26 protein-coding genes are annotated in these 23,789 nt (G+C 65.3%); 15 read left to right on the top strand and 11 right to left on the bottom strand.

The annotated features are described in order from the left end of the window. Window positions 1-2: 2 nt before the first annotated feature. The 3 genes from hslV to GWK63_RS10660 all read left to right on the top strand — a co-directional run bounded on the left by hslV (window position 3) and on the right by GWK63_RS10660 (window position 2,464). On the top strand, window positions 3-596 hold the full coding sequence (gene hslV / locus GWK63_RS10670) for an ATP-dependent protease subunit HslV (protein WP_034933396.1): 594 nt from the start codon (window positions 3-5) through the stop codon (window positions 594-596). After that, window positions 596-1,909 (top strand): ATP-dependent protease ATPase subunit HslU, encoded by a 1,314-nt coding sequence (hslU, locus tag GWK63_RS10665; protein WP_007399735.1) that lies wholly within the window; start codon window positions 596-598, stop codon window positions 1,907-1,909. Before hslV ends, hslU begins: the two co-directional genes overlap by 1 nt. 105 nt (window positions 1,910-2,014) lie before the next feature. After that, the gene (locus GWK63_RS10660; protein WP_007399736.1) at window positions 2,015-2,464 is read left to right on the top strand and encodes a SufE family protein; all 450 of its coding nucleotides are present in this window, start codon (window positions 2,015-2,017) and stop codon (window positions 2,462-2,464) included. Between the two features lie 155 nt (window positions 2,465-2,619). On the opposite strand, the gene GWK63_RS10655 is transcribed toward GWK63_RS10660, so the two are convergent. After that, complete coding sequence (locus tag GWK63_RS10655; RefSeq protein WP_007399737.1) at window positions 2,620-2,829, bottom strand: heavy-metal-associated domain-containing protein; 210 nt, start codon at window positions 2,827-2,829, stop codon at window positions 2,620-2,622. A gap of 384 nt (window positions 2,830-3,213) precedes the next feature. Beyond that, a complete protein-coding gene (hpnR, locus tag GWK63_RS10650) occupies window positions 3,214-4,758 on the bottom strand; it encodes a hopanoid C-3 methylase HpnR (RefSeq protein WP_034933041.1) in 1,545 nt (514 codons plus the stop codon). Between the two features lie 398 nt (window positions 4,759-5,156). Here hpnR and GWK63_RS10645 point away from each other — a divergent pair, with 398 nt between their 5' ends. Further along, window positions 5,157-5,471, top strand: a complete 315-nt coding sequence (locus GWK63_RS10645) for a hypothetical protein (RefSeq protein WP_007399742.1) — start codon at window positions 5,157-5,159, stop codon at window positions 5,469-5,471. Window positions 5,472-5,510: 39 nt separating this feature from the next. On the opposite strand, the gene GWK63_RS10640 is transcribed toward GWK63_RS10645, so the two are convergent. Next, window positions 5,511-6,071 carry an HNH endonuclease gene (locus tag GWK63_RS10640; protein WP_007399743.1) on the bottom strand — a complete coding sequence of 187 codons (561 nt, stop codon included), beginning with the start codon at window positions 6,069-6,071 and terminating at the stop codon, window positions 5,511-5,513. Window positions 6,072-6,291: 220 nt separating this feature from the next. Here GWK63_RS10640 and gluQRS point away from each other — a divergent pair, with 220 nt between their 5' ends. From gluQRS to GWK63_RS10625, 3 genes are all read left to right on the top strand, one after another. Then, entirely contained in the window at window positions 6,292-7,170 is an 879-nt protein-coding gene (gene gluQRS / locus GWK63_RS10635; protein ID WP_034933038.1) for a tRNA glutamyl-Q(34) synthetase GluQRS, read from the top strand. A 62-nt stretch (window positions 7,171-7,232) separates the two neighbouring features. After that, entirely contained in the window at window positions 7,233-8,435 is a 1,203-nt protein-coding gene (locus GWK63_RS10630; RefSeq protein WP_039999723.1) for a pyridoxal phosphate-dependent aminotransferase, read from the top strand. 10 nt (window positions 8,436-8,445) lie between these two features. Then, window positions 8,446-9,675, top strand: a complete 1,230-nt coding sequence (locus GWK63_RS10625; protein WP_039999725.1) for a pyridoxal phosphate-dependent aminotransferase — start codon at window positions 8,446-8,448, stop codon at window positions 9,673-9,675. A 94-nt stretch (window positions 9,676-9,769) separates the two neighbouring features. Here GWK63_RS10625 and GWK63_RS10620 read toward each other — a convergent pair whose 3' ends face one another. Further along, window positions 9,770-10,249 carry a hypothetical protein gene (locus GWK63_RS10620; protein ID WP_007399747.1) on the bottom strand — a complete coding sequence of 160 codons (480 nt, stop codon included), beginning with the start codon at window positions 10,247-10,249 and terminating at the stop codon, window positions 9,770-9,772. Between the two features lie 18 nt (window positions 10,250-10,267). Continuing rightward, window positions 10,268-10,924, bottom strand: coding sequence for a hypothetical protein (locus GWK63_RS10615; protein ID WP_007399748.1), 657 nt, complete (start codon window positions 10,922-10,924; stop codon window positions 10,268-10,270). 416 nt (window positions 10,925-11,340) lie between these two features. Here GWK63_RS10615 and GWK63_RS10610 point away from each other — a divergent pair, with 416 nt between their 5' ends. Beyond that, a complete protein-coding gene (locus tag GWK63_RS10610; RefSeq protein ID WP_007399749.1) occupies window positions 11,341-11,916 on the top strand; it encodes a gluconokinase in 576 nt (191 codons plus the stop codon). A gap of 12 nt (window positions 11,917-11,928) precedes the next feature. Here the strand turns inward: GWK63_RS10610 and GWK63_RS10605 are convergent, their stop codons facing one another. Then, entirely contained in the window at window positions 11,929-12,495 is a 567-nt protein-coding gene (locus GWK63_RS10605; protein WP_007399750.1) for a cob(I)yrinic acid a,c-diamide adenosyltransferase, read from the bottom strand. A gap of 47 nt (window positions 12,496-12,542) precedes the next feature. Beyond that, entirely contained in the window at window positions 12,543-13,106 is a 564-nt protein-coding gene (locus tag GWK63_RS10600; protein ID WP_007399751.1) for a DUF4142 domain-containing protein, read from the bottom strand. Window positions 13,107-13,458: 352 nt separating this feature from the next. On the opposite strand from GWK63_RS10600, the gene GWK63_RS10595 reads away from it, so the two are divergent. Then, the gene (locus tag GWK63_RS10595; protein WP_034933027.1) at window positions 13,459-13,836 is read left to right on the top strand and encodes a DUF423 domain-containing protein; all 378 of its coding nucleotides are present in this window, start codon (window positions 13,459-13,461) and stop codon (window positions 13,834-13,836) included. Continuing rightward, on the top strand, window positions 13,833-14,798 hold the full coding sequence (locus tag GWK63_RS10590; RefSeq protein ID WP_007399754.1) for an SAM-dependent methyltransferase: 966 nt from the start codon (window positions 13,833-13,835) through the stop codon (window positions 14,796-14,798). The genes GWK63_RS10595 and GWK63_RS10590 overlap by 4 nt, the downstream gene beginning before the upstream one ends. Here the strand turns inward: GWK63_RS10590 and GWK63_RS10585 are convergent. The 4 genes from GWK63_RS10585 to GWK63_RS10570 all read right to left on the bottom strand — a co-directional run bounded on the left by GWK63_RS10585 (window position 14,793) and on the right by GWK63_RS10570 (window position 19,475). Next, window positions 14,793-15,089 carry a hypothetical protein gene (locus tag GWK63_RS10585; protein WP_007399755.1) on the bottom strand — a complete coding sequence of 99 codons (297 nt, stop codon included), beginning with the start codon at window positions 15,087-15,089 and terminating at the stop codon, window positions 14,793-14,795. The two genes, GWK63_RS10590 and GWK63_RS10585, sit on opposite strands and share 6 nt — an antisense overlap. A 109-nt stretch (window positions 15,090-15,198) precedes the next feature. Further along, window positions 15,199-16,872, bottom strand: coding sequence for a M3 family oligoendopeptidase (locus GWK63_RS10580; protein WP_007399756.1), 1,674 nt, complete (start codon window positions 16,870-16,872; stop codon window positions 15,199-15,201). A gap of 78 nt (window positions 16,873-16,950) precedes the next feature. Next, window positions 16,951-18,888: an OPT family oligopeptide transporter gene (locus GWK63_RS10575; protein ID WP_007399757.1), complete on the bottom strand. Its 1,938-nt coding sequence runs from the start codon at window positions 18,886-18,888 to the stop codon at window positions 16,951-16,953. Window positions 18,889-18,896: 8 nt separating this feature from the next. Next, window positions 18,897-19,475 carry a hypothetical protein gene (locus GWK63_RS10570; protein ID WP_007399758.1) on the bottom strand — a complete coding sequence of 193 codons (579 nt, stop codon included), beginning with the start codon at window positions 19,473-19,475 and terminating at the stop codon, window positions 18,897-18,899. Window positions 19,476-19,727: 252 nt separating this feature from the next. On the opposite strand from GWK63_RS10570, the gene ispH reads away from it, so the two are divergent. The 5 genes from ispH to GWK63_RS10545 all read left to right on the top strand — a co-directional run bounded on the left by ispH (window position 19,728) and on the right by GWK63_RS10545 (window position 23,736). Next, window positions 19,728-20,717 carry a 4-hydroxy-3-methylbut-2-enyl diphosphate reductase gene (ispH, locus tag GWK63_RS10565; RefSeq protein ID WP_007399759.1) on the top strand — a complete coding sequence of 330 codons (990 nt, stop codon included), beginning with the start codon at window positions 19,728-19,730 and terminating at the stop codon, window positions 20,715-20,717. 13 nt (window positions 20,718-20,730) lie between these two features. Then, on the top strand, window positions 20,731-21,702 hold the full coding sequence (locus GWK63_RS10560; RefSeq protein WP_099963182.1) for a homoserine kinase: 972 nt from the start codon (window positions 20,731-20,733) through the stop codon (window positions 21,700-21,702). After that, complete coding sequence (gene rnhA / locus GWK63_RS10555) at window positions 21,699-22,250, top strand: ribonuclease HI (RefSeq protein WP_083824491.1); 552 nt, start codon at window positions 21,699-21,701, stop codon at window positions 22,248-22,250. Before GWK63_RS10560 ends, rnhA begins: the two co-directional genes overlap by 4 nt. A gap of 94 nt (window positions 22,251-22,344) precedes the next feature. Beyond that, a complete protein-coding gene (locus GWK63_RS10550; RefSeq protein ID WP_139064309.1) occupies window positions 22,345-22,776 on the top strand; it encodes a hypothetical protein in 432 nt (143 codons plus the stop codon). Window positions 22,777-22,839: 63 nt separating this feature from the next. Beyond that, window positions 22,840-23,736 carry a nucleoside hydrolase gene (locus tag GWK63_RS10545; RefSeq protein WP_007399764.1) on the top strand — a complete coding sequence of 299 codons (897 nt, stop codon included), beginning with the start codon at window positions 22,840-22,842 and terminating at the stop codon, window positions 23,734-23,736. Window positions 23,737-23,789: the final 53 nt, after the last annotated feature.

Below are 23,789 nucleotides of genomic sequence, written 5' to 3'. Positions count from 1 at the left end.
TCATGCAAGATTATCATTCATCTCCCCATGACCCGGTCGGGTGGCATGGTACGACCATCCTGTGCGTGCGGCGCGGCGGCCAGGTGGCCATGGCTGGCGATGGGCAGGTGACGCTGGGCGCCACCGTGATCAAGGGCAATGCCCGCAAGGTGCGCCGGATCGGGCCGACCGGGCAGATCCTGGCCGGTTTTGCCGGGGCCACGGCCGATGCCTTCACCCTGCTGGAGCGGCTGGAAAACAAGCTGGAACGCTACCCCAACCAGCTTGAGCGCGCCTGTGTCGAACTGGCCAAGGACTGGCGCACCGACCGCTACCTGCGTCGGCTGGAAGCCATGATGGCCGTGGCCGATGCCGAGCGCTCCTTTACCCTGACCGGCAATGGCGACGTGCTGGAACCCGAGGACGGCATCATCGCCATCGGCTCGGGCGGCAATTACGCGCTGTCCGCCGCACGCGCCCTGCTGGGAATCGATGGCCTGTCTGCTGTCGATATCGCACGCCGGTCCATGAAGATCGCGGGCGATATCTGTGTGTACACCAACCATTCCGTGATTGTGGAAACACTGGGCACGGACGGGACAGGGGACGCTGCCTGATGGACATACCCAATCATTCCCCGCGCGAGATCGTGTCCGAACTCGACCGCTACATCATCGGCCAGACCGATGCCAAGCGCGCGGTTGCCATTGCGCTGCGCAACCGCTGGCGCCGTGCCCAGCTTACGGATGCCATGCGTGAGGAGGTCGTGCCCAAGAACATCCTCATGATCGGGCCGACGGGCTGCGGCAAGACCGAGATCGCCCGCCGTCTGGCCAGGCTGGCGCAGGCCCCGTTCCTGAAGGTCGAGGCCACCAAGTTTACCGAGGTGGGCTATGTCGGCCGCGATGTGGAAAGCATCGTGCGCGATCTGGTCGAGGTCTCGATCAACATGCTGCGCGAACTGCGGCGCAGGGATGTGGAGGTCAAGGCGGAAGGGGCCGCCGAGAACATCCTGCTGGACGCGCTGGTGGGGGAGGGTGCTTCGGCCGAGACACGCAACAAGTTCCGCCGCATGCTGCGCGCGGGCGAGCTTGAGGGCAAGGAAGTCGAGATCTCGATTGCCGAGGGGAGCGGCCCGGCCCAGCCCGACATGTCCAGCATGACGCCGGGGGCCGTGATCAATTTCTCGGACATGATGAAGGGCTTCATGAACCGCATGCCGCAGCAGAAGCGCATGACGGTAGCCGAGGCCCGTGCCGCGCTGACCCGTCAGGAAGCGGACAAGATGCTCGATACCGAAGCCCTGACGCGTGAGGCCGTGGCCCATGCGCAGGACCATGGCATCGTGTTCCTGGACGAGATCGACAAGGTCTGTGCCCGTGCTTCCGAAGGGGGATCGCGCGGTGGCGACGTCTCGCGCGAAGGGGTACAGCGTGACCTGCTGCCGCTGATCGAGGGGACGACCGTCTCCACCAAATACGGCCCGGTGCGCACGGATCATATCCTGTTCATCGCATCGGGTGCGTTCCACATCGCCAAGCCGTCCGACCTGCTGCCCGAACTGCAGGGGCGGCTGCCCATCCGTGTGGAACTGGCGTCACTGACGCGCGATGACCTGCGCCGTATCCTGACCGAGCCGGAACATTCCCTGCTCCAGCAGTATATCGCCCTGCTGGGCACGGAAAAGGTCACCCTGTCCTTTACCGATGCCGCGATCGACGCGCTGGCGGAACTGGCGGCCGATATCAATGAACGGGTGGAAAATATCGGCGCCCGCCGTCTGGCCACCGTGCTGGAGCGGCTGCTGGAATCGGTTTCCTTCACCGCGCCTGACCGCAGTGGCCAGAGTGTAGTGATCGATGCCGCCGATGTGCAGGAGAAGGTGGCGCCACTGGCCAGCAAGGGTGATCTGAGCCGCTTTATCCTGTAGGGAATGGCAGGTGCCCGCAGGGCCGCGCCGGATCGGGCGCGGCCTTTTGCGTTGGAAGGCCCGATCCGGCGGCGGCAGGCAGGCCCCGCGCGCGTTACAGGAAAGATGATGACCGACCCGTTTGTACAGCCCGAGGACGATACCGCCGCCGACGCCATTGCCGAAATCGGCGAGGAACTGGCCCTGTTTGATGACTGGATGCAGCGTTACCAGTACATCATCGAACTGGGGCGCAAGCTGCCGCCATTCCCGTCACAGTGGCAGGATGACGCCCACCGCGTGCCCGGCTGCCAGAGCCAGGTCTGGATGGAAGTCCAGCCGCGCGAGGGCAGGCTTTATCTGGCCGGGGCATCGGATGCGGCCATCGTGTCCGGTCTGGTGGCGCTGCTGCTGCGGGTCTATTCCGGCCGCAGCCGGGAGGAAATCCTGAATACGGACCCCGGCTTCCTGCGTGACCTGGGGCTGGTGCAGGCACTGTCCACCAACCGGGGCAACGGGGTGGAAGCCATGGCGCAGGCCATACGCAAGGCTGCTGCCGCCCTGCCTGCGCCATAAGGGGGGCGATCACCTGCCCCTCTGTGGCTGTCCCTCTGTGGCTGTCCCTCTGTGGCCTGTAAGGTGCAGGGGCGCTTCCGGGTATCGCTTTTCTGGAAACGGCGCCCCCCGGAAGCATCTGTTTTTTCAGCAATATGCCGCTTTCAGGCCGCCGGTCAGTAACCGGCGTCGAAGCCCGCATCATCCACGGCGGCAAACAGGTCATCGACATTGGTGGAACGGCCGTCATAGGTCACCGTGGCGGTGCCCTTCTCCAGGGAGACCTGCACCATCGCAACCCCGTCCACGCCTTCCAGTGCATGGACAACCTTGGATGCGCATCCATCGCACGTCATGCCGCCTACGTTTATCGTTAATGTTTCCATGCTCTGAATGCCTTATTGCCTGCCGCAGCCTGATGGCTGCCTATGGTTGAAACATGTCCCAGCCTACACCAGAAAAGGGTGGGGAGGCCATCATTGCCGCCATCATGCGGGGAATGGGGCATGGGTGTTCCTGTTGGGTGTTATCGCTCCTGATGTGATAATTCAGCCGTGTTTTGCCATGAAGGCTGCCATATATGCCCCCGGCGCCGTGTCCTGTCGGGGCACGCACCACATGGGCTGTGGCCCGGGGTCCTGCTGCGCAATCCATGCCGGACGCCATTTTGTTCAAACTGCCTGCCGGCACATGGTTCCGGACCGGACCCAAAAGAAAAGGCCGGTTGCACAGGCAACCGGCCTTTCCCTGACGGGCAGGATTTTTCTGGATCAGTCGACCGTGCTCATGCGGGTCTCATCCACGAACTTTTCGGTATCGTCATCCAGCTTGCGCGACTTGCGGCCGGCCGGGCCGTGAACATACAGCGTCTTGCGGTCAACCTTCTGCTCGCTGCCCTGCGGCTTGAGCGGCATTTCATATTCCGGCTTCTGCGCGTGATCGGCCATCTGCAGGTCGGGGTTGAAGACCGAGTTGAACTTCCAGATCATGGTCAGGAAGTTGGTCTGCCCGCGCAGCGCCAGACGCAGGGCAATGCCCAGCGTATCCTTGATCGCGCTCCAGCCCAGATGCTTGTTGTTCAGGATCTGCTGGGTTTTCACCAGTTCCTCATAGAACTCGCGCAGCGGCAGGGTGGTGGGCATGACGGCATGCTGGATGTCGAACAGGCGGTAGTCGCGCGTGGTCAGCTTGCGGGACTCGCTTTCCCAGATTTCCGTGCCGGGATAGGGGGTGGTGACGGAAATGTTCACGATATCGGGGATTTCAAGGCACCACTGGCGGATGACCTCGAAACGCTCCCGGTCCCATGACGGATCGGCGATCAGGTTGATGGCCACGATCAGGTCCAGCGAGCGGGCGTATTCCAGTGCTTCGAAATTGCGGTCCATCGACACGCGCTTGCGGAATCGCTTCAGCCCTTCGGCATCCACCGCTTCCAGCCCGATGAAGATGTAGCTCAGCCCGATCTCTTTCCACACCGCGAACACTTCCTTGTTGCGCAGCAGTACGTCGGCGCGGGTTTCAAGGTAGTATTCCTTCTTGATGTTCCGGCGCTTGACTTCCTCGGCGATGGCAAGGCCGTGTTCGGCATGCACGAAGGCCACGTCATCGACAATGAAGATGCCCGGTTCCTTGATTTCCTGCAGTTCCTCGCCAATCACCTTGGCGCTGGCGGTGCGGTAGGAGCGGCCATAGAACGTCCATGCGCTGCAGAACGTACAGTCCCACGGGCAGCCACGCGCGAATTCGATGGAGGCCGCGGGGTCCAGCGTGCCGATGAAGTATTTGCGGCGGTGGCGCAGCAGGTCGCGCGCGGGGCGGACTTCATCAAGGGATTCGACAAAGATCGGTGGCGGCCCTTCGCCATCCATGGTCACCACGCCGGGCACGGTGGTCAGGTCGCGCCCCTGTTCCCACGCTTCCAGCAGGGGGCCTACGGTTGCATCCCCTTCACCCTTCAGCACGCAGTTGACCGCCCCTTCTGACAGGGCCAGCACGTCACGCGCGATGAACGAGATGGAATGCCCCCCCATGAACAGGAACACGTTGGGCAGGCGCCTGCGGGTTTCCTTGCACAGGTCGATGATCTCGGGAACATTGGCCAGGTAATTGCCCGAAAAGCAGATGGCATGCGGGCGGAAGCGTTCGATGCGTTCCCAGTAATCGGGGTGTTTCTCGACCTGCAGGTCGATGATTTCAACCTCATGTCCCTTGTTGCGCGCGGCACCGGCAACCAGTTCAAGCCCCAGCGGTTCAAGACGCAGGAAGACCTTCGTGTACATGAGCGAGCTTGGATGGACGGCCAGTAATCTCATTCTTTTACCTCAGGCATCGATGGGGACGGTAACAACGCGCGACATGCATTAGGCAATCTGGCGGCAAATTGACAGCCATGCGGGCAATGCATTCGTGTTTTTTATATATCACACATGATTTAGAAAAATTTAGAATAATGACAGAGGGTGGCAATATAAGGGGCATCTGTCACGTAAATCACGGTAATATCACCTATGCATTCAGATAATACCTGACGGCGGCATGACTATAATTTCCTGCCGTGCATGTATTCTCTTCATGGCCATGGGCGGGGCCTGTGCTCTTTGCGTAAGCCACCCATGCATTCAGGACGCGGCAGGGCGCCTGCGGCTTCTTGTGCCCTATCACAACGGGCACTTTCGTGGCAGTGTCGCTGCGCTGAAGCTACGGGGTCGAAATGAAGCTCAAGATCGTGGAAAAACTGCCTGCCCGGCTCGGGCTGCTGGCATGCGGGCTGGTGGTGCTGGGTGGCTGCACGGCCGAAATCGGGCGCAAGCCGTTCGAAAGCGATGTGAAGTGCCTGCGTGAGCAGCTGGGCACCACGATGCAGCTCAGTTTCCCCCTTGCCGCCAACACCTGCCAGCGGATGAGCGACCACAACTTCATCTTCGGCTCGAAAAAGAAGAAGGCCGAGCCGCTGCCGCTCAACCTGCGCGGCGCGCCCGACCTGCAGAAGATGGCCGATGAATACGGCTATAGCTACACAAGATAGCGTGTCCGCCGCTGCCCGCGTCCCGCGCGGGCGCGGGGTTCAGTTTTCCAGCTCGGTATCCCAATACAGATAGTCGCGCCAGCTTTCGTGCAGGTAATTGGGGGGGAAGGCACGCCCGTTTTCCTGCAGCCTGCGGCTGGTGGGGCGCATGGGCGTGCGGTCGGGATACATGCGGATCTCATGTGGCATGTACGATCCCTTGATCAGGTTGCACGGGCTGCATGCGGTCACGACATTTTCCCAGCTTGTCCGCCCGCCCTTGCTGCGCGGGATGACGTGGTCGAACGTCAGTTCCTGCGTGGGGAAGCGGGTGTTGCAGTACTGGCAGGAAAAATTGTCGCGCAGGAAAACGTTGAAGCGGGTAAAGGCGGGCTTGCGCGCGGCCGGAATATAGTCTTTCAGCGCAATGACGCTGGGCAGGCGCAGGCTGTGGCTGGGGGAGTGGACGATGGTGTCGTATTCGCTCAGCACCGATACGCGTTCAAGCCATACGGCGCGCACCGCGTCCTGCCATGACCATAGCGAGAGCGGGAAATAGGAGAGTGGCCTGAAATCGGCATTCAGGACCAGGGCAGGCAGGTATTGACTGTCACAAGGCACAGACGCATTCCTTTCCGAATGCCGCCGCACAGTGCTCAGGCGTACTCTGTTCCGAAGCGAGCGCCTGTGATGTGCGTCGTCGTCAGGTAACTGTTGAATCTATTGCAGACCCCGTATGGCGTGGCAACCCATGGCGGCCGGCCATCGTGTAACGTCCCCCGTGGCCATGAAAACCGGGAACGGAAACAGTTTTTTCCTACAGTGTTGTTTTAATAAGAAAATGCCAGAAATCACCCGTTTCGCACCCAGCCCCACGGGGCACCTGCACCTGGGCCATGTCGCGTCCGCATTGCGGGGCTGGCGCATGGCTGTGGAGTCGGGGGGGAGGTTCGTGCTGCGCATCGAGGATATCGACACCGTGCGCTGCCGGCCCCGTTTCATCACCGACCTGTATGCCGACCTGGAATGGCTTGGCCTGTCATGGCCGCGACCCGTGCGCTGCCAGTCGCGGCACATGGATGGGTACCGCCGCGTGCTGGATGGTCTTGGCGCGCGCGGGCTGCTCTATCCCTGCTTCTGCACGCGCCGCGACGTGATGGAGGCGGCGCGCGCGCCGCATCACGCGCCCGATGGCACCATGGTCTATCCGGGTACCTGCCGCCACATGGACCCCGGCCGCCGCGCGGCGCTGCTGGCATCGGGCGCGCCGCATGCCCTGCGACTGGACATGGCGCGCGCGCTGGCACTGCCCGGCACGGATGCGCTGACATGGGATGAACTGGGCCAGGGGCCGCAGCCCTGCCGGCCCGGCTTGTTTGGTGATGTGGTTCTGGCGCGCAAGGACGTGCCCGCCTCCTATCACCTGTGCGTCACCCATGATGACGCCCTGCAGGGCATAACACTGGTCACGCGCGGCGCGGACCTGCGACCCGCCACCGCGCTGCACCGGCTGCTGCAGCACATCATGGGCTGGCCCGCGCCGCGCTACAGCCATCACGGCCTGCTGTGCGACGGCACGGGCAGGCGGCTGGCCAAGCGTGATGGCGCGGTATCCATCCGCGCCATGCGGGCGGCAGGGATGACACCGGCGCAGGTGTGCCGCGCCGCAATGGCGGCCGATCACATATCCGCTGTTCCCTCCGCCACGGGTTCGCTCTAGGCTGTGCGCCCATTCCCCGGCAGGGTGCCGGGTGTTTTCCACTGTTGATGGATCTTGATATCATGGATCTTACCGCCGCCCGCCTGGACCGCATCAGCCCCAGCCAGACGATTGCAATCTCCACCAAGGCACGCGCGCTCAAGGCGGCGGGAAAGGACATCATCAGCCTTTCCGCCGGTGAACCGGATTTCGATACGCCCGACACGATCAAGCAGGCGGCGATCCGCGCCATCGAGGCAGGCGAGACCAAATACACCGATGTTGCGGGCACGCCCGCCCTGCGCCGCGCCATTGCCGCGCGTTTCCGCGCCGATAGCGGGTTGGATTACACCTGGGATGAAGTGATCGTCTCGAACGGCGGCAAGCAGATCATCTATAATGCCATGGTCGCCACCATCAATCCGGGCGATGAGGCGATCATCCCTGCCCCGTGCTGGGTGTCGTATCCCGATATCGTGGCGCTGGCCGAAGGCACGCCGGTCATCGTGCCGTGCAGCGTGGAAAACGGCTTCAAGCTCCAGCCCGCCGAACTGGAAGCCGCGATTACGCCGCGTACCAAGTGGCTTCTGCTCAATTCCCCCAACAACCCCACCGGCGCCGCCTATTCCGAAGCCGAAATGCGCGGCCTGTGCGATGTGCTGCTCCGCCACCCCGATGTCTGGATCCTGACGGACGATATTTACAACAAGCTGGTCTATGACGGCTTCCGTGCCCCTACGGTGGTGGAGGTCGAACCCCGCCTGCGTGACCGTACCGTGACCATGAACGGCGTGTCCAAGGCCTATGCCATGACCGGCTGGCGCATCGGTTATTCCGCGGCCCCCGTGCAGATGACGCGGGCGATGAACAAGCTGCAGGGCCAGTCCACCTCCGGTCCCGGATCGATCAGCCAGGCGGCGGCGCTTGAGGCACTGACCGGCCCGCAGGATTTCATCGCCACCATGGTCGCCACTTATCAGGCGCGGCGTGATCTTGTGGCGGACATGCTGAACGCGGCGGCGGGCCTGCACTGCCCGGTGCCGGAAGGGGCGTTCTATGTCTTCCCCTCCATGGTCGGCTGCCTGGGCAAGACCAGTGCCGGGGGCGCGCTGATCGACACGGACGAGGCATTCGTGACCGCCCTGCTGGATGAGGAAGGGGTGGCCGCCGTGCATGGCAGCGCGTTCATGTTTGCCGGTCATTTCCGTATTTCCTATGCGACGGACACGGACAGCCTGAAGGAAGCCTGCCTGCGCATCCAGCGCTTCTGTGCCGGGCTGCGTTGAGGGGGCGGGCATGACAACCGATACTGGCGCTGCCCCCGCGGGGTTCCTGGCACAGCGGATGGAGCGCCTTACGGTGCCTGCTACCATCGCCATGGCGCAGCGCGCGCGCACCCTGCGCGCGAAGGGGGAGAAGGTCCTCTCCCTTGCGCTGGGGGAGCCGGATTTCGCCACGCCCCCCGCCGTGATCGAGGCCGCCCACCGCGCCGCACTGGAGGGGCAGACAAAATACCCCCCCGTTGACGGCACGCCCGCGCTCAAGGCGGCGATTGCGCGCAAATTCGCGCGTGAGAACGCGCTGGACTATACGCCTGCCGAGATCATGGTGTCCAATGGCGGCAAGCAGGTCATCTTCAACGCCTTCATGGCAACGGTGCAGCCGGGGGATGAGGTGGTCATTCCCCGGCCGTACTGGGTCAGCTATCCGCTGATCGTGCAGATGTTCGGTGGCACCCCCGTCTATGCCGACTGCCACGAGGCCGATGACTTCCGGCTGACGGCAGCGGCGCTGGAGGCGGCCATCACGCCACGCACCAAGTGGCTTGTGCTCAATTTTCCCAACAACCCCACTGGCGGTACCATGGGGCAGGCTGATCTGGAGGCCGTGGCCGGGGTGCTGCGCCGCCACCCGCATGTGCATGTGCTGTCCGACGAGATATACGAGCACCTGCTGTATGACGGGCTGCGCCATGTCTCGCTGGCGGCGGTCGCACCTGACCTGCGGCACCGCATCCTGACCCTGAACGGTGTATCGAAAGCCTATGCCATGACCGGCTGGCGCGTGGGTTACGTGGGGGGGCCCGTCGCGCTGATCCGCGCCATGACCGCCATACAGGGCAGCGCCACGTCAGGCATCTGTTCCATCGCGCAGGCGGCGGCGGCGGCGGCGCTGGACGGCCCGGCGGATATCATTGCCGCCATGTGTGCGGCCTATGCGCGCCGGCGCGAAATGGTGGTTTCCACCCTGCGGACCATACCGGGACTGACCTGCGCCATGCCCCATGGGGCGTTCTATGCCTATCCCGGCATTGCCGGATGCATGGGCAGGGTCAGCGCGGGGGGGCACCGGCTGCGGACGGACGAGGACTTCGCCATTGCCCTGCTGATGGAACAGAAGGTGGCGGTGGTCCATGGCTCGGCCTTCGGGCAGGGACCGTACCTGCGCCTGTCCTATGCCACTGGCGATGATGTGCTGAAGGAAGCCTGTACCCGCCTGGCCCGTTTTGTGGAGGGGCTGCACTGAGGGCACAGGGTTCAGGCGGTATCGATAGGGACGTATCCGGCCCGCCCATTCCCGATCAGGGCGCCGCGAGGCATCCGCCAGGGGGCGTGGCGGTTCAGTCCGGGTCGGGCAGGGGGGGACAGAACAGGAATACCCCTTCCGTCACGAAGGCGGGCAGCAGGGGCACGGCCAGCGGCAGGCCCGACAGGCCGATCGCCCCGGCCGATGCCGCGCAGGCCGCGATGTAGCCGGTGCGCCCCCCCAGACGTTCGGCTATGACAAACAGGAAAACGGCCACCAGTTCCAGTATGGCCGCGCCCCCCAGCCGCAGCGGGTGCAGGTGGGTCTGCAACCCCATGTCGCTCAGCAGGCGCAGCAGGGCGGGGGACTGCCCCTCCGCGCCTTCCAGGCCGAACATGAACGAGAAGGGCAGGATCAGCACGCCCAGTATGTCCCGCAGCAGGTTGACCAGGCCACTGACAAGCGGCAGCAGCACCAGTATGGCCAGGCTTGCGCTGGTGCAGGTCGCGACAATGACAAGCCCGACCTGACGCTGGCGTGAGGCCGGATTGCGCGGCGAGTCATCGGGTTGCATGGATGGGGCGGCCGGCGGCTAGCGCAGCCACCATTTGACGGGTTCCGGCTCGGCGGCCTCCTGCGGTGTATTGGCGGCGGGTCCTGCCGCGGCGGCGGGGCGGCTTTCCGTTACGCGCTGCCGCGCCTTCTGCCGGTTCAGTTCCTCACGCAGATGGCTGCTTTCCTCCCGCGCGGCATACAGTTCGGCGCGCAGGGCCTGCATTTCCGCCTCTTTCGCAGCAAGCTTTTCCTTGTGTTCCGCCACAATCACGTCGGCATGGCCAATGCGGGTGGTCAGGGTGCGGATATGCGCCTGCGCTTCCGACAGGCGCAGTTCGGACTGTTCACGCAGCTTCTGCTCGAACTGTACCTTGTGGCGCAGCTGGTCGGTCTCGCCACGGTCCTCCTGCTGGGCATGCATGGCGCGCGGGGTCGCGCGGCCGGTGCTCAGGGACTGGTGTTCGACGCGCACGTCACCGTCCTGCACGAATTTGCGGCGGCGCTGCACGGGTTCAACCTGCCGGGCGGGGCGCTGCTGCCGGGGCTTGCCCCCTCCCGCGCCGCGCGGGGGCGTGGGCTGGCCCTTGCCCATGCGTTCAAGCGCCTCGCGGAAGGCGGATTCATTGACTTCTTCGCGCTGCGTATTGCGCTCTTCTTCTTTGGGAAAGGAAAGAAAATCGTTATAAGATGACACAGCTGGACTCTCGATAACTCAATGCACCATGCGGAACGTAGCTAAAATCAGATTTTAGGAATGTATTCCTACAAGCAACATACCAACGGTGCTGTTTTTTAATGCTTGTGCTTCCATATAAAGCTGTCTGCTACCATGATGCAAGTGCCATAAATAAGAATATGATCATTATTGTATTATTTTCATTGAATGAAATATATTTTAAATGAAAAACATATTATGGACTTAACCAAACGAAGTTCTGAAATATAATTTATTTCGATCTCATTTTTCTGCCTTTAAATCCGCTATAAAACGGAATCCCGTTTCTGTATATTTTACGTTACCGTGTGGGTACATCTCTTGCCTTCATGCCGGTATTGGGGCCAGATAGGGCGAAGGCATGAGTCTTGTAATAATATCCGGCAGGATACGGAATGAGTGATATTGGCCAGAAGGCGGTTACGGTTTCCCTCTCGCGCAGACTCCGTCAGGCAGGGCGGCCATGCGTGCTGATCGTGATGGGGGTATCGGGGTGCGGGAAGAGCACGGTGGCCCAGCTTATGGCCGGACATCTTGGCTGGCCCGTCATTGAAGGGGATGACCTGCACACCGCCAGCAACATTGCCCGCATGAGCAGCGGCATCCCGCTTACGGATGCGGACCGCGCGCCCTGGCTGGACCGGATTGCGGCCCAGGTCGCGGCATGGGGGCGGGCGGGTCAGTGCGGCATCGTGACGTGCTCGTCCCTCAAGCGTAAATACCGCGAGCATATTGCCGGTGGCAGCGCGGCGGTCTGCTTTGTCTACCTGAAGGGCAGCAGGGAGGACATCGCCCCGCGCCTGCGCCAGCGTACCGGCCATTTCATGCCCGTTGCCATGCTGGACAGCCAGTTCGCGACACTGGAGGAACCTGATATGGAAGAAGAGGTGGTCATGGCGCTGGATGTCAACGCGGCGCAGGACCATCTTGCCCGTCAGGCCTGCGCGCATCTGGCCGCCCTGCCGGGCTGAGGGGGGCGGCCTTCACGCCGGTGGCGGCGCGGCCGGTGCCCATGTCAGGTCTTCCGCCCCGTTGGCGTTAAGGTGGCGGCCCAGCACGAACAGATAATCCGACAGGCGGTTCAGGCAGGCGGGCATATCCGTGCCGATGTCTTCCGCCCGGGCCAGTGTGACCAGCCGCCGTTCCGCCCGGCGCACGACCGTGCGCGCCAGATGGGCGTGGGCTGCGGCGGGCGTGCCACCGGGCAGGACAAAACTGCGCAGTGGCGGAATGTCGGCGCGCAGGCGTTCGACCTCCCCCTCCATCGCATCCAGGGCGGCTGCCGCATGCGGCAGCGCGCGCGGCGGGCTTGCCGGCATGCACAGCGCGCCGCCAATATCAAACAGCAGCCCCTGCACCCATGCAATGAAGGTGGCGTTGCGCCCGGCGGGCAGGGTGGCGCGCAGCAGGCCGATGGTGGCATTGGCCTCATCCAGCGCGCCAAGGGCTTCAATCCGCGCGCAGTCCTTGGGCACGCGCGTACCGTTGCCCAGTGCGGTCTCCCCCCTGTCGCCGCCGCGCGTTACGATCCGGTCAATGCGAATGGTCATGGCTGTTCCTGTATTGGGGTATCGTGACCGGCGGGACCCGCGGGCATTCAGCGCGAGGGCTTGCTTGCGCCCAGCTGCAGGCTTTCCTTCAGGTTCGCCTGCAACGTATCCGCCGTGGCGGCGGCATAGGCCTTCAGTTCCGGGTCGGACGCAGATTCCGCCTCGTTCTGGAACATGGCCAGCGCATCGCTTGCCGCCTGTGCCTGCAGGTCAAGGTAATCGCGATCGAATTTGGCGCCGTTTTCCGTCTTGAGCTGGCCTGCGATCTGCTCTTCATCAGGGCTCATTTCCTGATGCAGGGCCAGCCCGTGCTTGAGCGCCATGGTGGTCAGGGTTTTCTGGTTGGTCGTGTGCATCCTGGCCGAACTGCGTGCGAATTCCTGCACCTTGCGGCGCTTGGCCTGTTCGGCCGCCAGGGTGGAAATATTGATTTCAAAAGTATTCAGCGCGGAGACGTTCTCGGCAAAGGTGGAATCTGATTCCGTAAGCGGCGGCAGGGTGGGCGCAGGCGCTGCTGCGGGCGTGGGTGTGGCCGGTGCCGGACGGGCCAGGGAAGGGAGAGGAAGAAGGCTGACAGACGCACAAAGGAGGCAGACTGCGTAATGTCTCATGTTGATCGTCTTCCTAAAGTGTAAGATCTGGATTTATTACTGACCCTTTTCGCGGTTTATCAGTTTTGGCGCGCCACATAAAGCCGACATGCGGGAACGTGCGGCTGTCCGGCCGTTCCATGCCCGCATGGTGCCCTGGCCAAGGCCACGCCCCTGCCGGGAACAGGGTGGAGCCCGTGACGGTGGCGGCCCCGATGCGCGGCCCATGCGCGGCGGGAATGAAGCGTCATACGCCCGTTGCGCGGCACGGCAGCATCGCGTGCGTGGCCTATACGATCGGCCCATGCCCGGAGTAGGGTGTGCCCGCCCGCGCCACGGCGGGCTGTGACCCAAGCCCTGCGGATATGTCCTTATGCCTACTGTTGTCAGGTTTCTCTTGTGTTTTGCGGCGCTGGCCGCGTTTTTTGCCGTTATGGGGGGCGCGCTGACCGCCCATCTGCCCGACCGCTTCTTTGCCGAAGGGGGGCGCGACATGGCCCGACAGGCCATACAGATGCAGATGTGGCACGCGCTGGCCATCATGGGTGTATCGGTGCTCATGATCCAGCAGGGGTGCAGGGTACTGGTCTCGGTCGCGGGCTGCCTGATGGCGGTGGGCACCGTCCTGTTTACGACCGGCGTGGCGCTGACGGCCTTCTGGGGCATCCATCCCGGCCCGGTGGCCCCCACGGGGGGGAGCCTGCTCATGGTGGCGTGGCTGCTCCTGGCCGTGGGGGTCATGCGGTCATGAGTGCTGGGACGGGCGGCCAGCCCGATGCCACCCGGCCACCCTGGCCGGTACGCAGCGCCTATCTTGCCGCCCCCGGTTTCGAGCCGGTCCTGGCGCAGGAACTGGCGCGCAGGGGGGCGGGGGCGCTATGCTGGCACGGACGGCTGGCGCTCTCCGCCCAGCCGCCGGTGGCCAGCCTGTGGGCGCTTGATATATGGGATGCGCCACAGGCGCATGACGTGCCCTCCATCAAGGGGGCGGCCCGTATCATGCGCGCCATCCAGCGCAACTGGGCGGGCTATGCGCCCATGCTGCACCGCCGCTGCGCGCTGGTCAGCGATGCGCTGCCGCCGCTGCGGCCAAAGCCCTTTGCCTTTCCCGCCACCGCGCCCGATGCCCATCTGGGGGCATGGACATTGCTGGCACCGGACAGGCTGCTGCTCTCGCCCACCAAATCCTCGCCTTTCGTGAATGGCGAGGTCGTATTCGAGGAAAACCGCACCGACCCGCCCTCCCGCGCCTATCTCAAGCTGTGGGAGGCCCTGCTGCGCCTTGGCCGCTGGCCCGTGGCGGGCGAGACATGCCTGGACCTGGGGGCCTGCCCCGGCGGGTGGACGTGGGTCGCGGCCAGTTGCGGGGCGCATGTTACCGCCATTGACCGTTCTGCGCTGGCGGAAAATGTGGCCGGGCTGCCCAATGTCACCTGCCGGTACGAAAGCGCCTTCGGGCTGGACCCGCAGGACTGTGCGCCGGTGGACTGGCTGTTTTCCGATATCATCGCCTATCCCGCACGCCTGCTGGCGCTGGCGCGGCGGTGGATCGCGTCGGGCAGGGCGGCGCGTATTGTCATGACCATCAAGTTCCAGGGCGAGACCGATCATGAAACGGCGGATGCCTTTGCCGCCATTCCCGGTGGCCATGTCGTGCATCTGTGGCACAACAAGCATGAACTCACCTTTTTCTGGCAGCGCGAGGCGTCATGAACGGGGCGGGCGGTAGCGCCTGAGCAGCCGGTCCGTCCCTTCCACCACGCCTACGGCCAGCAGGCAGCACGCAAGGGCCACGGCCATGACAATCAGCCGTTCCTGTTCGGTGGCGTCGCTGGCACCGGCCAGGCGGTAGACGGACAGCCACAGCCCCGTGCCCGCAACCCGGTCCACCAGACCGGCCACGGTGGCGCTGAAGCGCAGGCCAAGCATGAACAGCCCCGTCAGGACAAGGACCGCCACGGTCTTGCAGAGCGTGCGGGTGATGGAGGGCGTGGGTGTGGACATGGTTTTCCCCCTTCGGCGCGCGCAAGGGCCGGGGCGTGGCATGCCCCCCGCGGGCCATACCGGGCAAGGGTGCGGGCAGGCCATGCAGCCCGGCCCGGGCATTGGCCGGTCAGGCGTTCAGGATATCACGCGCGGTACGGACCACGTCGGCCAGCGTGCCGGGCTGGAAGGGTGAGTGCAGGCCAGCAGAACGGATCAGCCGGGTAAAAGGTTGCGCGCCCCCCTGCGCGCACAGGTCAACATAGGCCTGCATGGCGCCCGCCGCATCGGTGCGGCTACGGATCCAGAACTGCATGGCGCAGCACAGCGCCAGCGCGTAATCGATGTAATAGAAGGGCGAGCGGTAGATATGCCCCTGCGCCTGCCACCGGCCACCGGATTCGGGGTGGGGCAGGCCGCCATAGTTGCGCCAGGGCATGTAGCGCTGCTCCAGCCTGCGCCACATGGCGTTCCGTTCGGCCGGCGTCATGTCCGGGCTGGCATAGATCTCGTGCTGGAAGTGATCCACGCATACGCCATAGGGCAGGAAGGACAGCGAGGAGATCAGGTGCATCTGCCTGAAGCGCGCGCCCTGTCCGGCCTCGACCATCAGGTCGATATGTGGCCAGGTCAGGAATTCCAGCGCCATGGAATTGATTTCGGCGGCATCCATGGTCGGCCACAACAGGTCAACCGCCGGCAGGCCCCGGCTTTTCCAGTTCTGGTAGGCGTGGCCCATCTCATGGGTAAAGACGTTTATGTCATGCTGCGTGCCGTTGAAATTGGCGAAGATGAACGGCATGCCAATGGTGGGGAACGACGTGCAGAACCCGCCTCCCGCCTTGCCCGCGCGGTTGACCAGGTCCAGATAGCCACCATCGCGCATCTGCCGGTAAAAACGGCCCAGATCGCCGCCCATGCGGTCGAACATGGTCTGGGCGCGTTCCATCAGCAGCGCGTCGCCTCCCGCCGGGCGGGGGTTGCCCATCGGGTCGATCAGCGGTTCATCCCATGAATACAGCACTTCCCATCCCATGGTCTCGCAGCGTTGGCGCAGGATGTCATGCACCAGGGGTACGACATGCTCCAGCACGTCGGCACGGAAGCGCGCGACATCGGCCGGGCCGTAATCCACCCGGCGCATGCGGCGGTAGGCCAGCGGGATGTAGGAGTCGTAGCCCAGCGTGCGCGCCATGCCATGGCGCAGCTTCACCATCTGGTCGAACAGGGAATCAAGGCGGGGGGCGTTGTGCGCGAAGAAGGCCCAGCGCACCTGTTCCGCTTCGTGGCGCACGGCGCGGTCCGTGCTTTCGGCATAGGGGGCCAGGCCCGACAGGTTGACTTCCTGCCCGCCAATCCGGACCCGCGCGCCTGCCAGCAGGGCAGTGTATTCGCCACTCAGCCGGGCTTCCTCCTCCAGCGCATCGGTAATGCGGGGATCGAAGGTGGTGATGTCGGTGCGCCACAGTTCCAGCGTGTGGGGGGTGACCACCTGCGCCACCGCCATCGGGTCCGGATATTCCAGCAGCCGGCGTTTCAGCGTGACTTCATGCGCCGTGACATAGGGGGTCAGCGCATCGGCGTAATCCCGTTCGGCACGGGCGTGGGGGCTGGTGGTATCCTGTGCGAAGCGCAGGTCCACCAGTGCCGCCCAGCTTTCGTAATCACGGCGGATGGTATCGAACAGGCGCGCGGCATCGGGTACGTTGGCCTGGTCCAGCAGGGTGGAAACCTGGCCAAAGCGCAGGGCCAGGGCTTCGCGCGTGGGGCGGGGGAAATCCAGGGTGTCGAAAGGGCTGCACATGGCGGGCAGGGTGGCATGGAAACCTTGCTCCCGTCCATGCCCCAGTACGTCCCGGCGCGGCCCTTTCCGGTGCGTGGCCTATCGGGTGGGGGGGCGGATCTGCGTGCGGCAGAACCACAGGCAGGCCAGGGCGAACATCACCAGCCCCGCCATGTCGGGAACCACGGCGGGAACCCCGCGCGGCAGGAGCGAAAGCGGGCTGTCCTGTCCGCTCAGCGCGGACAGGCAGGCCAGCGCAACCCCGGTCAGGCTTTCCCCCACGATCAGGCCGGAGGCGATCATGGTGCCCCGGTGGGTGCCCGCCCGCGGGTTCAGCCGCCTGATCAGGCTGGACAGCAGCGCGCCGGCCGCCAGCGTCATGGAAACCTGCATTGGCAGGTACACGCCAATGCCCACGGCCAGCGGGGGCAGGCCGCCCCGGCCGGTGCGGCGCAGGGCCGTATCAAGACCGATCAGCACGCAGCCGGCCACGGCGCCCAGCGCAAGCAGGGACCAGTCCAGCTGGTGGAGGAAAATGCCCGATGTGATCATGAGCAGCAGCGCGGGCTGGGGCGCGGCCAGCGCCTGCGTGGGGTCCATGCCCGCATGGGGCATGGACCCCACGAATCCATAGGTCTGGTACAGCACGTTCAGGACCGGCGGAATGACCACCGCGCCGCTGATGCAGCCGATCAGCAGGGCGATTTCCTGCTTCCACGGTGTGGCACCGATCATCTGGCCGGTTTTCAGGTCCTGCAGGTTGTCATTGGCGATGGCGGCGGACGCGGTAATGGCGGTCAGCGCATACAGGCAGAACCCTATGGTGAAGTGCTGCCCGTCCCCCCCCGCGAACAGCCCGGCCGCGCGCAGCACCAGAAACACGCAGGCAAGGCACATGGCCGCCAGAATGGTCACCCCCGAAATGGGGGAGGATGACGACCCCACCAGCCCCGCCATGTAACCGCACGCCGCCGCCACGAACAGCCCCAGCCCCGCGCAGCAGGCCAGTCCCGCCAGCGCCGCCGCCAGCGCGGGCAGGGGAGCGATACTGCCCCGGGCAAATACGAAAAACATGCCCCCGATCACAACCATGACCATGCCCGCAATGGCGCGTATGGCACGGGGCGGCAGGTCGGTGTCGGTGCGCGCGGGCGCGGCATCCGCGGGCGGGCGCACCAGCAGCAGGCGCACGCTGTCCAGCAGGGGGCGGCCCATGCGCAGCACGGTCCATATCGCCGCCACCCCGATCAGGCCAACACCCACGAAGCGGGCCTTTTGCTGCCACAGTACCTGCGCGAACGCCCCCGGCGCCAGCCCGGCGGGGCGGGGTGTAAGCTGCGCCAGGACGGGAATCAGCACTTCCCACGTCAGCAGCGCGCCCAGCAGCATGGCCAGCCCGCCTTCCAGTCCGACCAGATAGCCCGCGCCCAGCAGGGCCGGTGAAAACCCCATCGAAAGCCGGAAGGCCGTCCCGCCAATGACGGCGGTCGCGGTCAGGCCGTTGCCCAGCAGCCGCAGCCCGGTGGAGACAAAGGTGAGGACGGCCGCCAGCACGCTGCCCTGCAGCAGGGCGCGGATGCTGCCCGTATCCTCCCGCGCGGCGCCCGCGCGCAGGATCTCGGCGGCGGCAACCCCTTCGGGAAAGGGCAGGGTGGCATCCCGCAGCATGACCCGGCGCAGGGGGATGGTGAACAGGACCCCCGTCATGCCGCCCGCCGCCGTGAGCACGGCGGCCTGCATGAAGGGAAAGCGCTGCCAGAACCCGCCCATGAGCAGCGCGGGCAGGCTTGCGAACACGCAGGCCAGCGTGCCGGCGGCCGAGGCCTGGGTCTGGACCAGGTTGTTTTCCGCTATCGTGCCGCCCCCCAGTGCCCGCAGTACCGCCATGGAAATGACGGCGGCGGGAATGGACGTGGCGATGGTCAGGCCGATCCGCAGCCCGAGATAGATGTTGGACGCGGTAAAGACGACGGTGATCAGCGCGCCGATCACGATGCCGCGCCATGTCAGTTCACGCGGGGCGGGGGACGGGGCCACGGGCTGCCTTACATCTTGTGGAAGGTGGGCATCACAAGATGCGCGCGGTTGAAGTCAAGCTGCGCCTTGGTGAGCTGGAAGCCGATCTCGAGATGGTACTGGTCGCTGTGGATATGCCTTGATACGGGCAGGGTGATGGGAATGTTGCTGGTATGGGTCAGGTCCTGCATGCGCCCGTCCTCGAACGAGACATGGGCCACGAATTCCTTCTTGCTCTTGATCTCGCCATTGAACACCACGGCCACGAAATACGGGATGTTGACGAAATCCACCTTCGAGGCCGGTCCGCGCTCGACATGCAGCCCGATCTTCATGTTGGTCATGACGGTGCGGTGCTCCCCTGCCTCGCACGAGCCCACGACACGCGTCAGGCTGGCGCGCGCCACCAGGTGGGTGATGTCATGGTCGGTGCCGGAATACTGGTAATAATCCGCTGCCTCGCCGGGAATTTCCACCACGGGGCAGGCTGGGGCGAAATCGATCGAATCGGATTCGCCACTGCAGGCGGCCAGCAGGGGCAGGCTGGCCAGCGCGCAGAATTTCAGGGCGGTACGCCGCAGGCGCGGCAGCGGAAGGGCAGGAAGCATGCAGGTATTCCGGGTAGGTCAGGTGTGGAGGAAATCCCGCCGGAAGCGGCGCGGGCAATGGCGGACAGGGTGACGGGGGAGGACAGGCATGGCACAATACGTTAGGCTGAACGGGAAAATGGCTTGCGCCATTGCCGTGGTTTGCGTAGGGCCGGGACCATCGCACGGGATCCCGGCGCCCGGACTCTAGCAGATCGCGGCCCGTATCCTATACCGCCCGCCGGATGTTTGGGGAACACCATGCCCGACCAGATGATCAGTACGCCCGATACCACCACCCCCGCCGATGCACCGCCGCGTGTGCTCAAGGTACTGCTTGCAGGCCCGCGCGGGTTCTGCGCAGGGGTCGATCGTGCCATCCGTGTTGTGGAGGAAGCGATCCGCCGCTACGGCGCGCCGGTCTATGTCCGCCATGAAATCGTCCATAACCGCACCGTGGTCGAGGCGCTTGAGGCGCAGGGCGCGATCTTTGTCGAGGAACTTGATGAAGTGCCCGCCGATGGCCAGGTCGTCTTTTCCGCCCATGGCGTGCCCAAGACCGTCCCGGCCGAAGCCGAGCGCCGCAACCTGCTGTACCTGGACGCGACCTGCCCGCTGGTGTCCAAGGTGCACCGTGAGGCCGAGCGCCACTTTGCCGATGGTGGCCCCGAGAGCCGCCATATCCTGATGATCGGCCATGCGGGCCACCCGGAGGTGGTGGGCACGATGGGCCAGCTGCCCAACGGGGCCGTGACCCTGATCAACGATGCGGAGGAAGCCCGCACCGTCCAGCCCGCCGACCCGACACGGCTGGCCTTCATCACCCAGACCACCCTTTCGGTCGATGACACGGCGGAAATCGTGGAGATCCTGCGTGAGCGCTTCCCCCTGATCGAGGGACCGCGGCGCGAGGATATCTGCTACGCCACCACCAACCGGCAGGAAGCGGTCAAGGCGATCGCACCGGGCTGTGACCTGGTGATCGTGATCGGTTCGCCCAACTCCTCCAACTCGCAGCGCCTGCGGGAAGTGGCCGAGCGTTCGGGTGCCCCGCGCGCCCTGCTGGTGCCGCGCCTGAACGCGCTGGACTGGTCGGCGCTGGACGGAGTCGCCACCCTGGGCATCACGGCGGGCGCATCCGCCCCCGAATCGCTGGTGCAGGAAATGGTGGCCGCCCTGGCCAAGCGCTTCACGCTCGAGATCGAGGAAATCACCGTGAAGGAAGAAAACGTGGCCTTCCGCCTGCCGGCGCCGCTGGGCTGATCCGTACCGTTCCATGGCAGTCTATACCGAAGTGCCGGACGATGCGCTGGCGGCGTTTCTCGAAGGCTACGACATCGGCAGGCCCGTTTCCTGCCGCGGCATTGCGGAAGGTGTGGAGAACAGCAATTTCTTGCTCAGGACCACACGGGCCACCTTCATCCTGACGCTGTACGAGCGGCGGGTGAACCCGGATGAACTGCCATGGTTCCTGGGGCTCATGCAGTATCTGGCGGCGCGTGGCCTGTCGTGCCCGCTGCCGGTGGCCGACCGGCAGGGGCGCACCCTGCGCACCCTGTCGGGCCGGCCCGCCGCCATCACCACCTTCCTGCCCGGCGGGTGGTCCCCGCAGATAGATGTGGATCGCTGCGCCCAGGTGGGCGCCGCCATGGCGCGCCTGCACCTGCTGGGTGAGGGATACGTGGCCGAGCGCCCCAATTCCATGGGGCCGCGGGCCTGGCCCGACCTGCTTGATGCCTGCCGCGCGGGGGGGGAGGCGGTGCGTCCCGGCCTTGTGCGGGAAATCGGGACGGTGCTGGCCCGCGTGCTGCCCGCATGGCCGGGGGTGGGTGGGAACCCCACCCTGCCGCGCGGGCAGATCCATGCCGACCTGTTTCCCGATAACGTCTTTTTCCGCGATGGCAGGCTGTCGGGCATGATCGATTTCTACTTCGCCTGCACCGACTGGTATGCCTACGATCTGGCGATCACCCTCAATGCATGGTGCTTTGACGCCAGCCAGCGTTTCCTGCCCGTGCATGCCACGGCCATGGTGGATGCCTACCGCCGCGTGCGCCCGCTGGAAGCGGCGGAGGACGCGGCCCTTGCCACGCTGGCCACGGGGGCGGCCCTCCGGTTCACGCTCACGCGGCTGTATGACTGGATCCATACCCCGCCCGATGCGCTGGTCACGCGCAAGGACCCGCTGGATTATGCGGCGCGCATGGCGTTCTGCGCCAGCCGCATGGGCGGGCCGTTTCTGCCATGAGCAACGAAGGGGTTACGGTCGTGGAGGATACGGCGCAGGCGGCAGGCAGTGCCACGGCCAGCGCGCCAGACGGTGTGCCCGACGGCACGGCCGTGGTCGAGATCTGGACCGATGGCGGCTGCAAGCCCAATCCCGGCCCCGGTGGCTGGGCCGCCCTGCTGTGCTACCGGGGGCAGGAGCGTGAACTTTCGGGTGGCGAGGCGGAAACAACCAACAACCGCATGGAACTGACGGCGGCGGCCGAGGCGCTGGAGGCGCTCAAACGCCCCTGCCGCGTGGTGCTGCATACCGACAGTGAATACGTGCGCAACGGCATCACGCGCTGGAGCACGGGCTGGGTGCGGCGCAAGTGGCGCAATGCATCGGGTGACCCGGTGGCCAACATGGATTTGTGGCGCAGGCTGCTTGAAATCAGCGCGCGGCACGAAATTGAATGGAAATGGGTGCGCGGCCATTCCGGTAACGTGAATAACGAGCGCGTGGACCAGATGGCCACCGCCGCGCGTGATGCGCTGGGTATCGCCTACCCCAGACGCACGAGGAAATGAGTCCCCGGCCACCCGCCATCCGGCCTGAAGGCGTGGGGCCGGATTTTGGGGATGCCCCCCTGTTTCGGGGGCTGGATCTGGACATTGTGGCCGGGTGCCTCACTGTCCTGCCGGGTGCCAGCGGGGCGGGCCGGACAGTGCTGCCGCGCAGGATCGGGGGCTGGCCCGGCCGGATCACGGGCGCATCAGGGCGGGCGACGGCCTGTGCCAGACGGAGCGGGGCCAGATGGGCCTTGCCCGCATCATGAATGCCGCGCGCTGGCAGGTCCTGACTTCATGGGTTGCCTGCCCCAGCCCTCCCTTGCCTCACGCCTGCGTATGGCCCCCGTCATCGCTCCCATCGGCACGGTGGTGGGGGAATGGGTGGGTGGCCTCCTCCGCTCTGGGCTTCCGCATGCAGACGGGCAATATCCGCTTCCAGACCGAACTCATGTTCGCCGTGCCGCCCGTGCTGGCGGCCGTGGCCCTGCGGTGGGGGCGGCTGCTGGCGCGCGCTTTACCGGCAGCCCCCGCATGCGGATATTGACTGAACTGTTGTAACACGCCACCACCACTGACGCGCGCAACCCAAGCCAAGGACAGGAAACCCATGACCCGCCCCATCATTCTGGATCTGACCGCCGATGCGCAGGGCATGGTGGCGCTGCTGGTGGCCCTTCAGGTACCTGATCATGTCCGGCCGGTGCTGGTGCTGTTCAGTGGGCGGGCCACGCAGGTGGACGTGGCCATGGCGCATGCGCGCGACCTGCTGCGGGCTTGCGGGCTGGGGGATGTGCCGGTGCGGGCCGGCTGTCCCGGCGCGCTGGTGCAGACGGATGGCGTGGCGCATGACCTGCCGCCGGGCAATGACGGGCTGGGGGCGGCCCATCTGGTCCAGGCCATACGGGCCTGCCCGCAGCATGGTGCCACGGTGTGCTGTTCCGGCCCGCTGACCACGCTGGCGCTGGCACTGGTGCAGGCGCCCGATGTGGGCGCGCACCTGCATGGGGTGATTTTCAGCGGCGGGGCTTTCCATACGCGTGGCAATGCCACGACGGTGGCCGAGCGCAATGTCGCGGCCGACCCGGAGGCGGCCGCCACCGTCCTTGCCGCCGGCGTGCCGGTGACCATCGTGCCGCTTGGCTGCACGGATCGGCTGAAGGCGGATGCGGTGTGGATGGAACAGATCGCCCCCATGGGTGCCAATCCCGCCACCCTGGCGGCGCGGGTGCATGCGGAACTGGCGGCGGCGCGCAACGGCGGCGCGCGTGGCGGCGGGGTTGATATCAGCCTTGCCGCGGTCGCCCCGCTGCTGGCGCTGCTTGGCCCCGGTATTTTCCAGGGGCATCTGGCGCATGTGGATGTCGAGTGCATGGGCACCCATACGCGCGGCATGACGGTGGTGGCGCACGGGGCGGGGCAGCCCAACGCGCTGGTGCTGGAAAGCCTGTCGGTGGAGGCGGCGCGTGGCATCCTGCGCGACCTGCTGCTGCTGGCCGCGAAATAGGGCTGGCCGGGCGCCACGGGGGCGGAAAAACGGGGGGACAGGGTGCAAAGTTG

The organism is Komagataeibacter rhaeticus (assembly GCF_011611525.1).
Classification (GTDB): domain Bacteria; phylum Pseudomonadota; class Alphaproteobacteria; order Acetobacterales; family Acetobacteraceae; genus Komagataeibacter; species Komagataeibacter rhaeticus.
The sequence above is the reverse complement of the archived record's forward strand: the minus strand, read 5'-3'. Positions and strand labels throughout refer to the sequence as shown.

What these genes read in the sequence shown, in the direction of transcription:
- GWK63_RS10600 (WP_007399751.1), bottom strand. Translation starts at nt 13,106, where the DNA reads ATGAGACATTACGCAGTCTGCCTCCTTTGTGCGTCTGTCAGCCTTCTT.
- GWK63_RS10655 (WP_007399737.1), bottom strand. Translation starts at nt 2,829, where the DNA reads ATGGAAACATTAACGATAAACGTAGGCGGCATGACGTGCGATGGATGC.
- GWK63_RS10580 (WP_007399756.1), bottom strand. Translation starts at nt 16,872, where the DNA reads ATGTGCAGCCCTTTCGACACCCTGGATTTCCCCCGCCCCACGCGCGAA.
- GWK63_RS10570 (WP_007399758.1), bottom strand. Translation starts at nt 19,475, where the DNA reads ATGCTTCCTGCCCTTCCGCTGCCGCGCCTGCGGCGTACCGCCCTGAAA.
- GWK63_RS10545 (WP_007399764.1), top strand. Translation starts at nt 22,840, where the DNA reads ATGACCCGCCCCATCATTCTGGATCTGACCGCCGATGCGCAGGGCATG.
- GWK63_RS10620 (WP_007399747.1), bottom strand. Translation starts at nt 10,249, where the DNA reads ATGCAACCCGATGACTCGCCGCGCAATCCGGCCTCACGCCAGCGTCAG.
- GWK63_RS10585 (WP_007399755.1), bottom strand. Translation starts at nt 15,089, where the DNA reads ATGTCCACACCCACGCCCTCCATCACCCGCACGCTCTGCAAGACCGTG.
- gluQRS (WP_034933038.1), top strand. Translation starts at nt 6,292, where the DNA reads ATGCCAGAAATCACCCGTTTCGCACCCAGCCCCACGGGGCACCTGCAC.
- rnhA (WP_083824491.1), top strand. Translation starts at nt 21,699, where the DNA reads ATGAGCAACGAAGGGGTTACGGTCGTGGAGGATACGGCGCAGGCGGCA.
- GWK63_RS10660 (WP_007399736.1), top strand. Translation starts at nt 2,015, where the DNA reads ATGATGACCGACCCGTTTGTACAGCCCGAGGACGATACCGCCGCCGAC.
- GWK63_RS10645 (WP_007399742.1), top strand. Translation starts at nt 5,157, where the DNA reads ATGAAGCTCAAGATCGTGGAAAAACTGCCTGCCCGGCTCGGGCTGCTG.
- GWK63_RS10605 (WP_007399750.1), bottom strand. Translation starts at nt 12,495, where the DNA reads ATGACCATTCGCATTGACCGGATCGTAACGCGCGGCGGCGACAGGGGG.
- hpnR (WP_034933041.1), bottom strand. Translation starts at nt 4,758, where the DNA reads ATGAGATTACTGGCCGTCCATCCAAGCTCGCTCATGTACACGAAGGTC.
- GWK63_RS10590 (WP_007399754.1), top strand. Translation starts at nt 13,833, where the DNA reads ATGAGTGCTGGGACGGGCGGCCAGCCCGATGCCACCCGGCCACCCTGG.
- GWK63_RS10595 (WP_034933027.1), top strand. Translation starts at nt 13,459, where the DNA reads ATGCCTACTGTTGTCAGGTTTCTCTTGTGTTTTGCGGCGCTGGCCGCG.
- GWK63_RS10560 (WP_099963182.1), top strand. Translation starts at nt 20,731, where the DNA reads ATGGCAGTCTATACCGAAGTGCCGGACGATGCGCTGGCGGCGTTTCTC.
- GWK63_RS10625 (WP_039999725.1), top strand. Translation starts at nt 8,446, where the DNA reads ATGACAACCGATACTGGCGCTGCCCCCGCGGGGTTCCTGGCACAGCGG.
- GWK63_RS10630 (WP_039999723.1), top strand. Translation starts at nt 7,233, where the DNA reads ATGGATCTTACCGCCGCCCGCCTGGACCGCATCAGCCCCAGCCAGACG.
- GWK63_RS10610 (WP_007399749.1), top strand. Translation starts at nt 11,341, where the DNA reads ATGAGTGATATTGGCCAGAAGGCGGTTACGGTTTCCCTCTCGCGCAGA.
- hslU (WP_007399735.1), top strand. Translation starts at nt 596, where the DNA reads ATGGACATACCCAATCATTCCCCGCGCGAGATCGTGTCCGAACTCGAC.
- hslV (WP_034933396.1), top strand. Translation starts at nt 3, where the DNA reads ATGCAAGATTATCATTCATCTCCCCATGACCCGGTCGGGTGGCATGGT.
- ispH (WP_007399759.1), top strand. Translation starts at nt 19,728, where the DNA reads ATGATCAGTACGCCCGATACCACCACCCCCGCCGATGCACCGCCGCGT.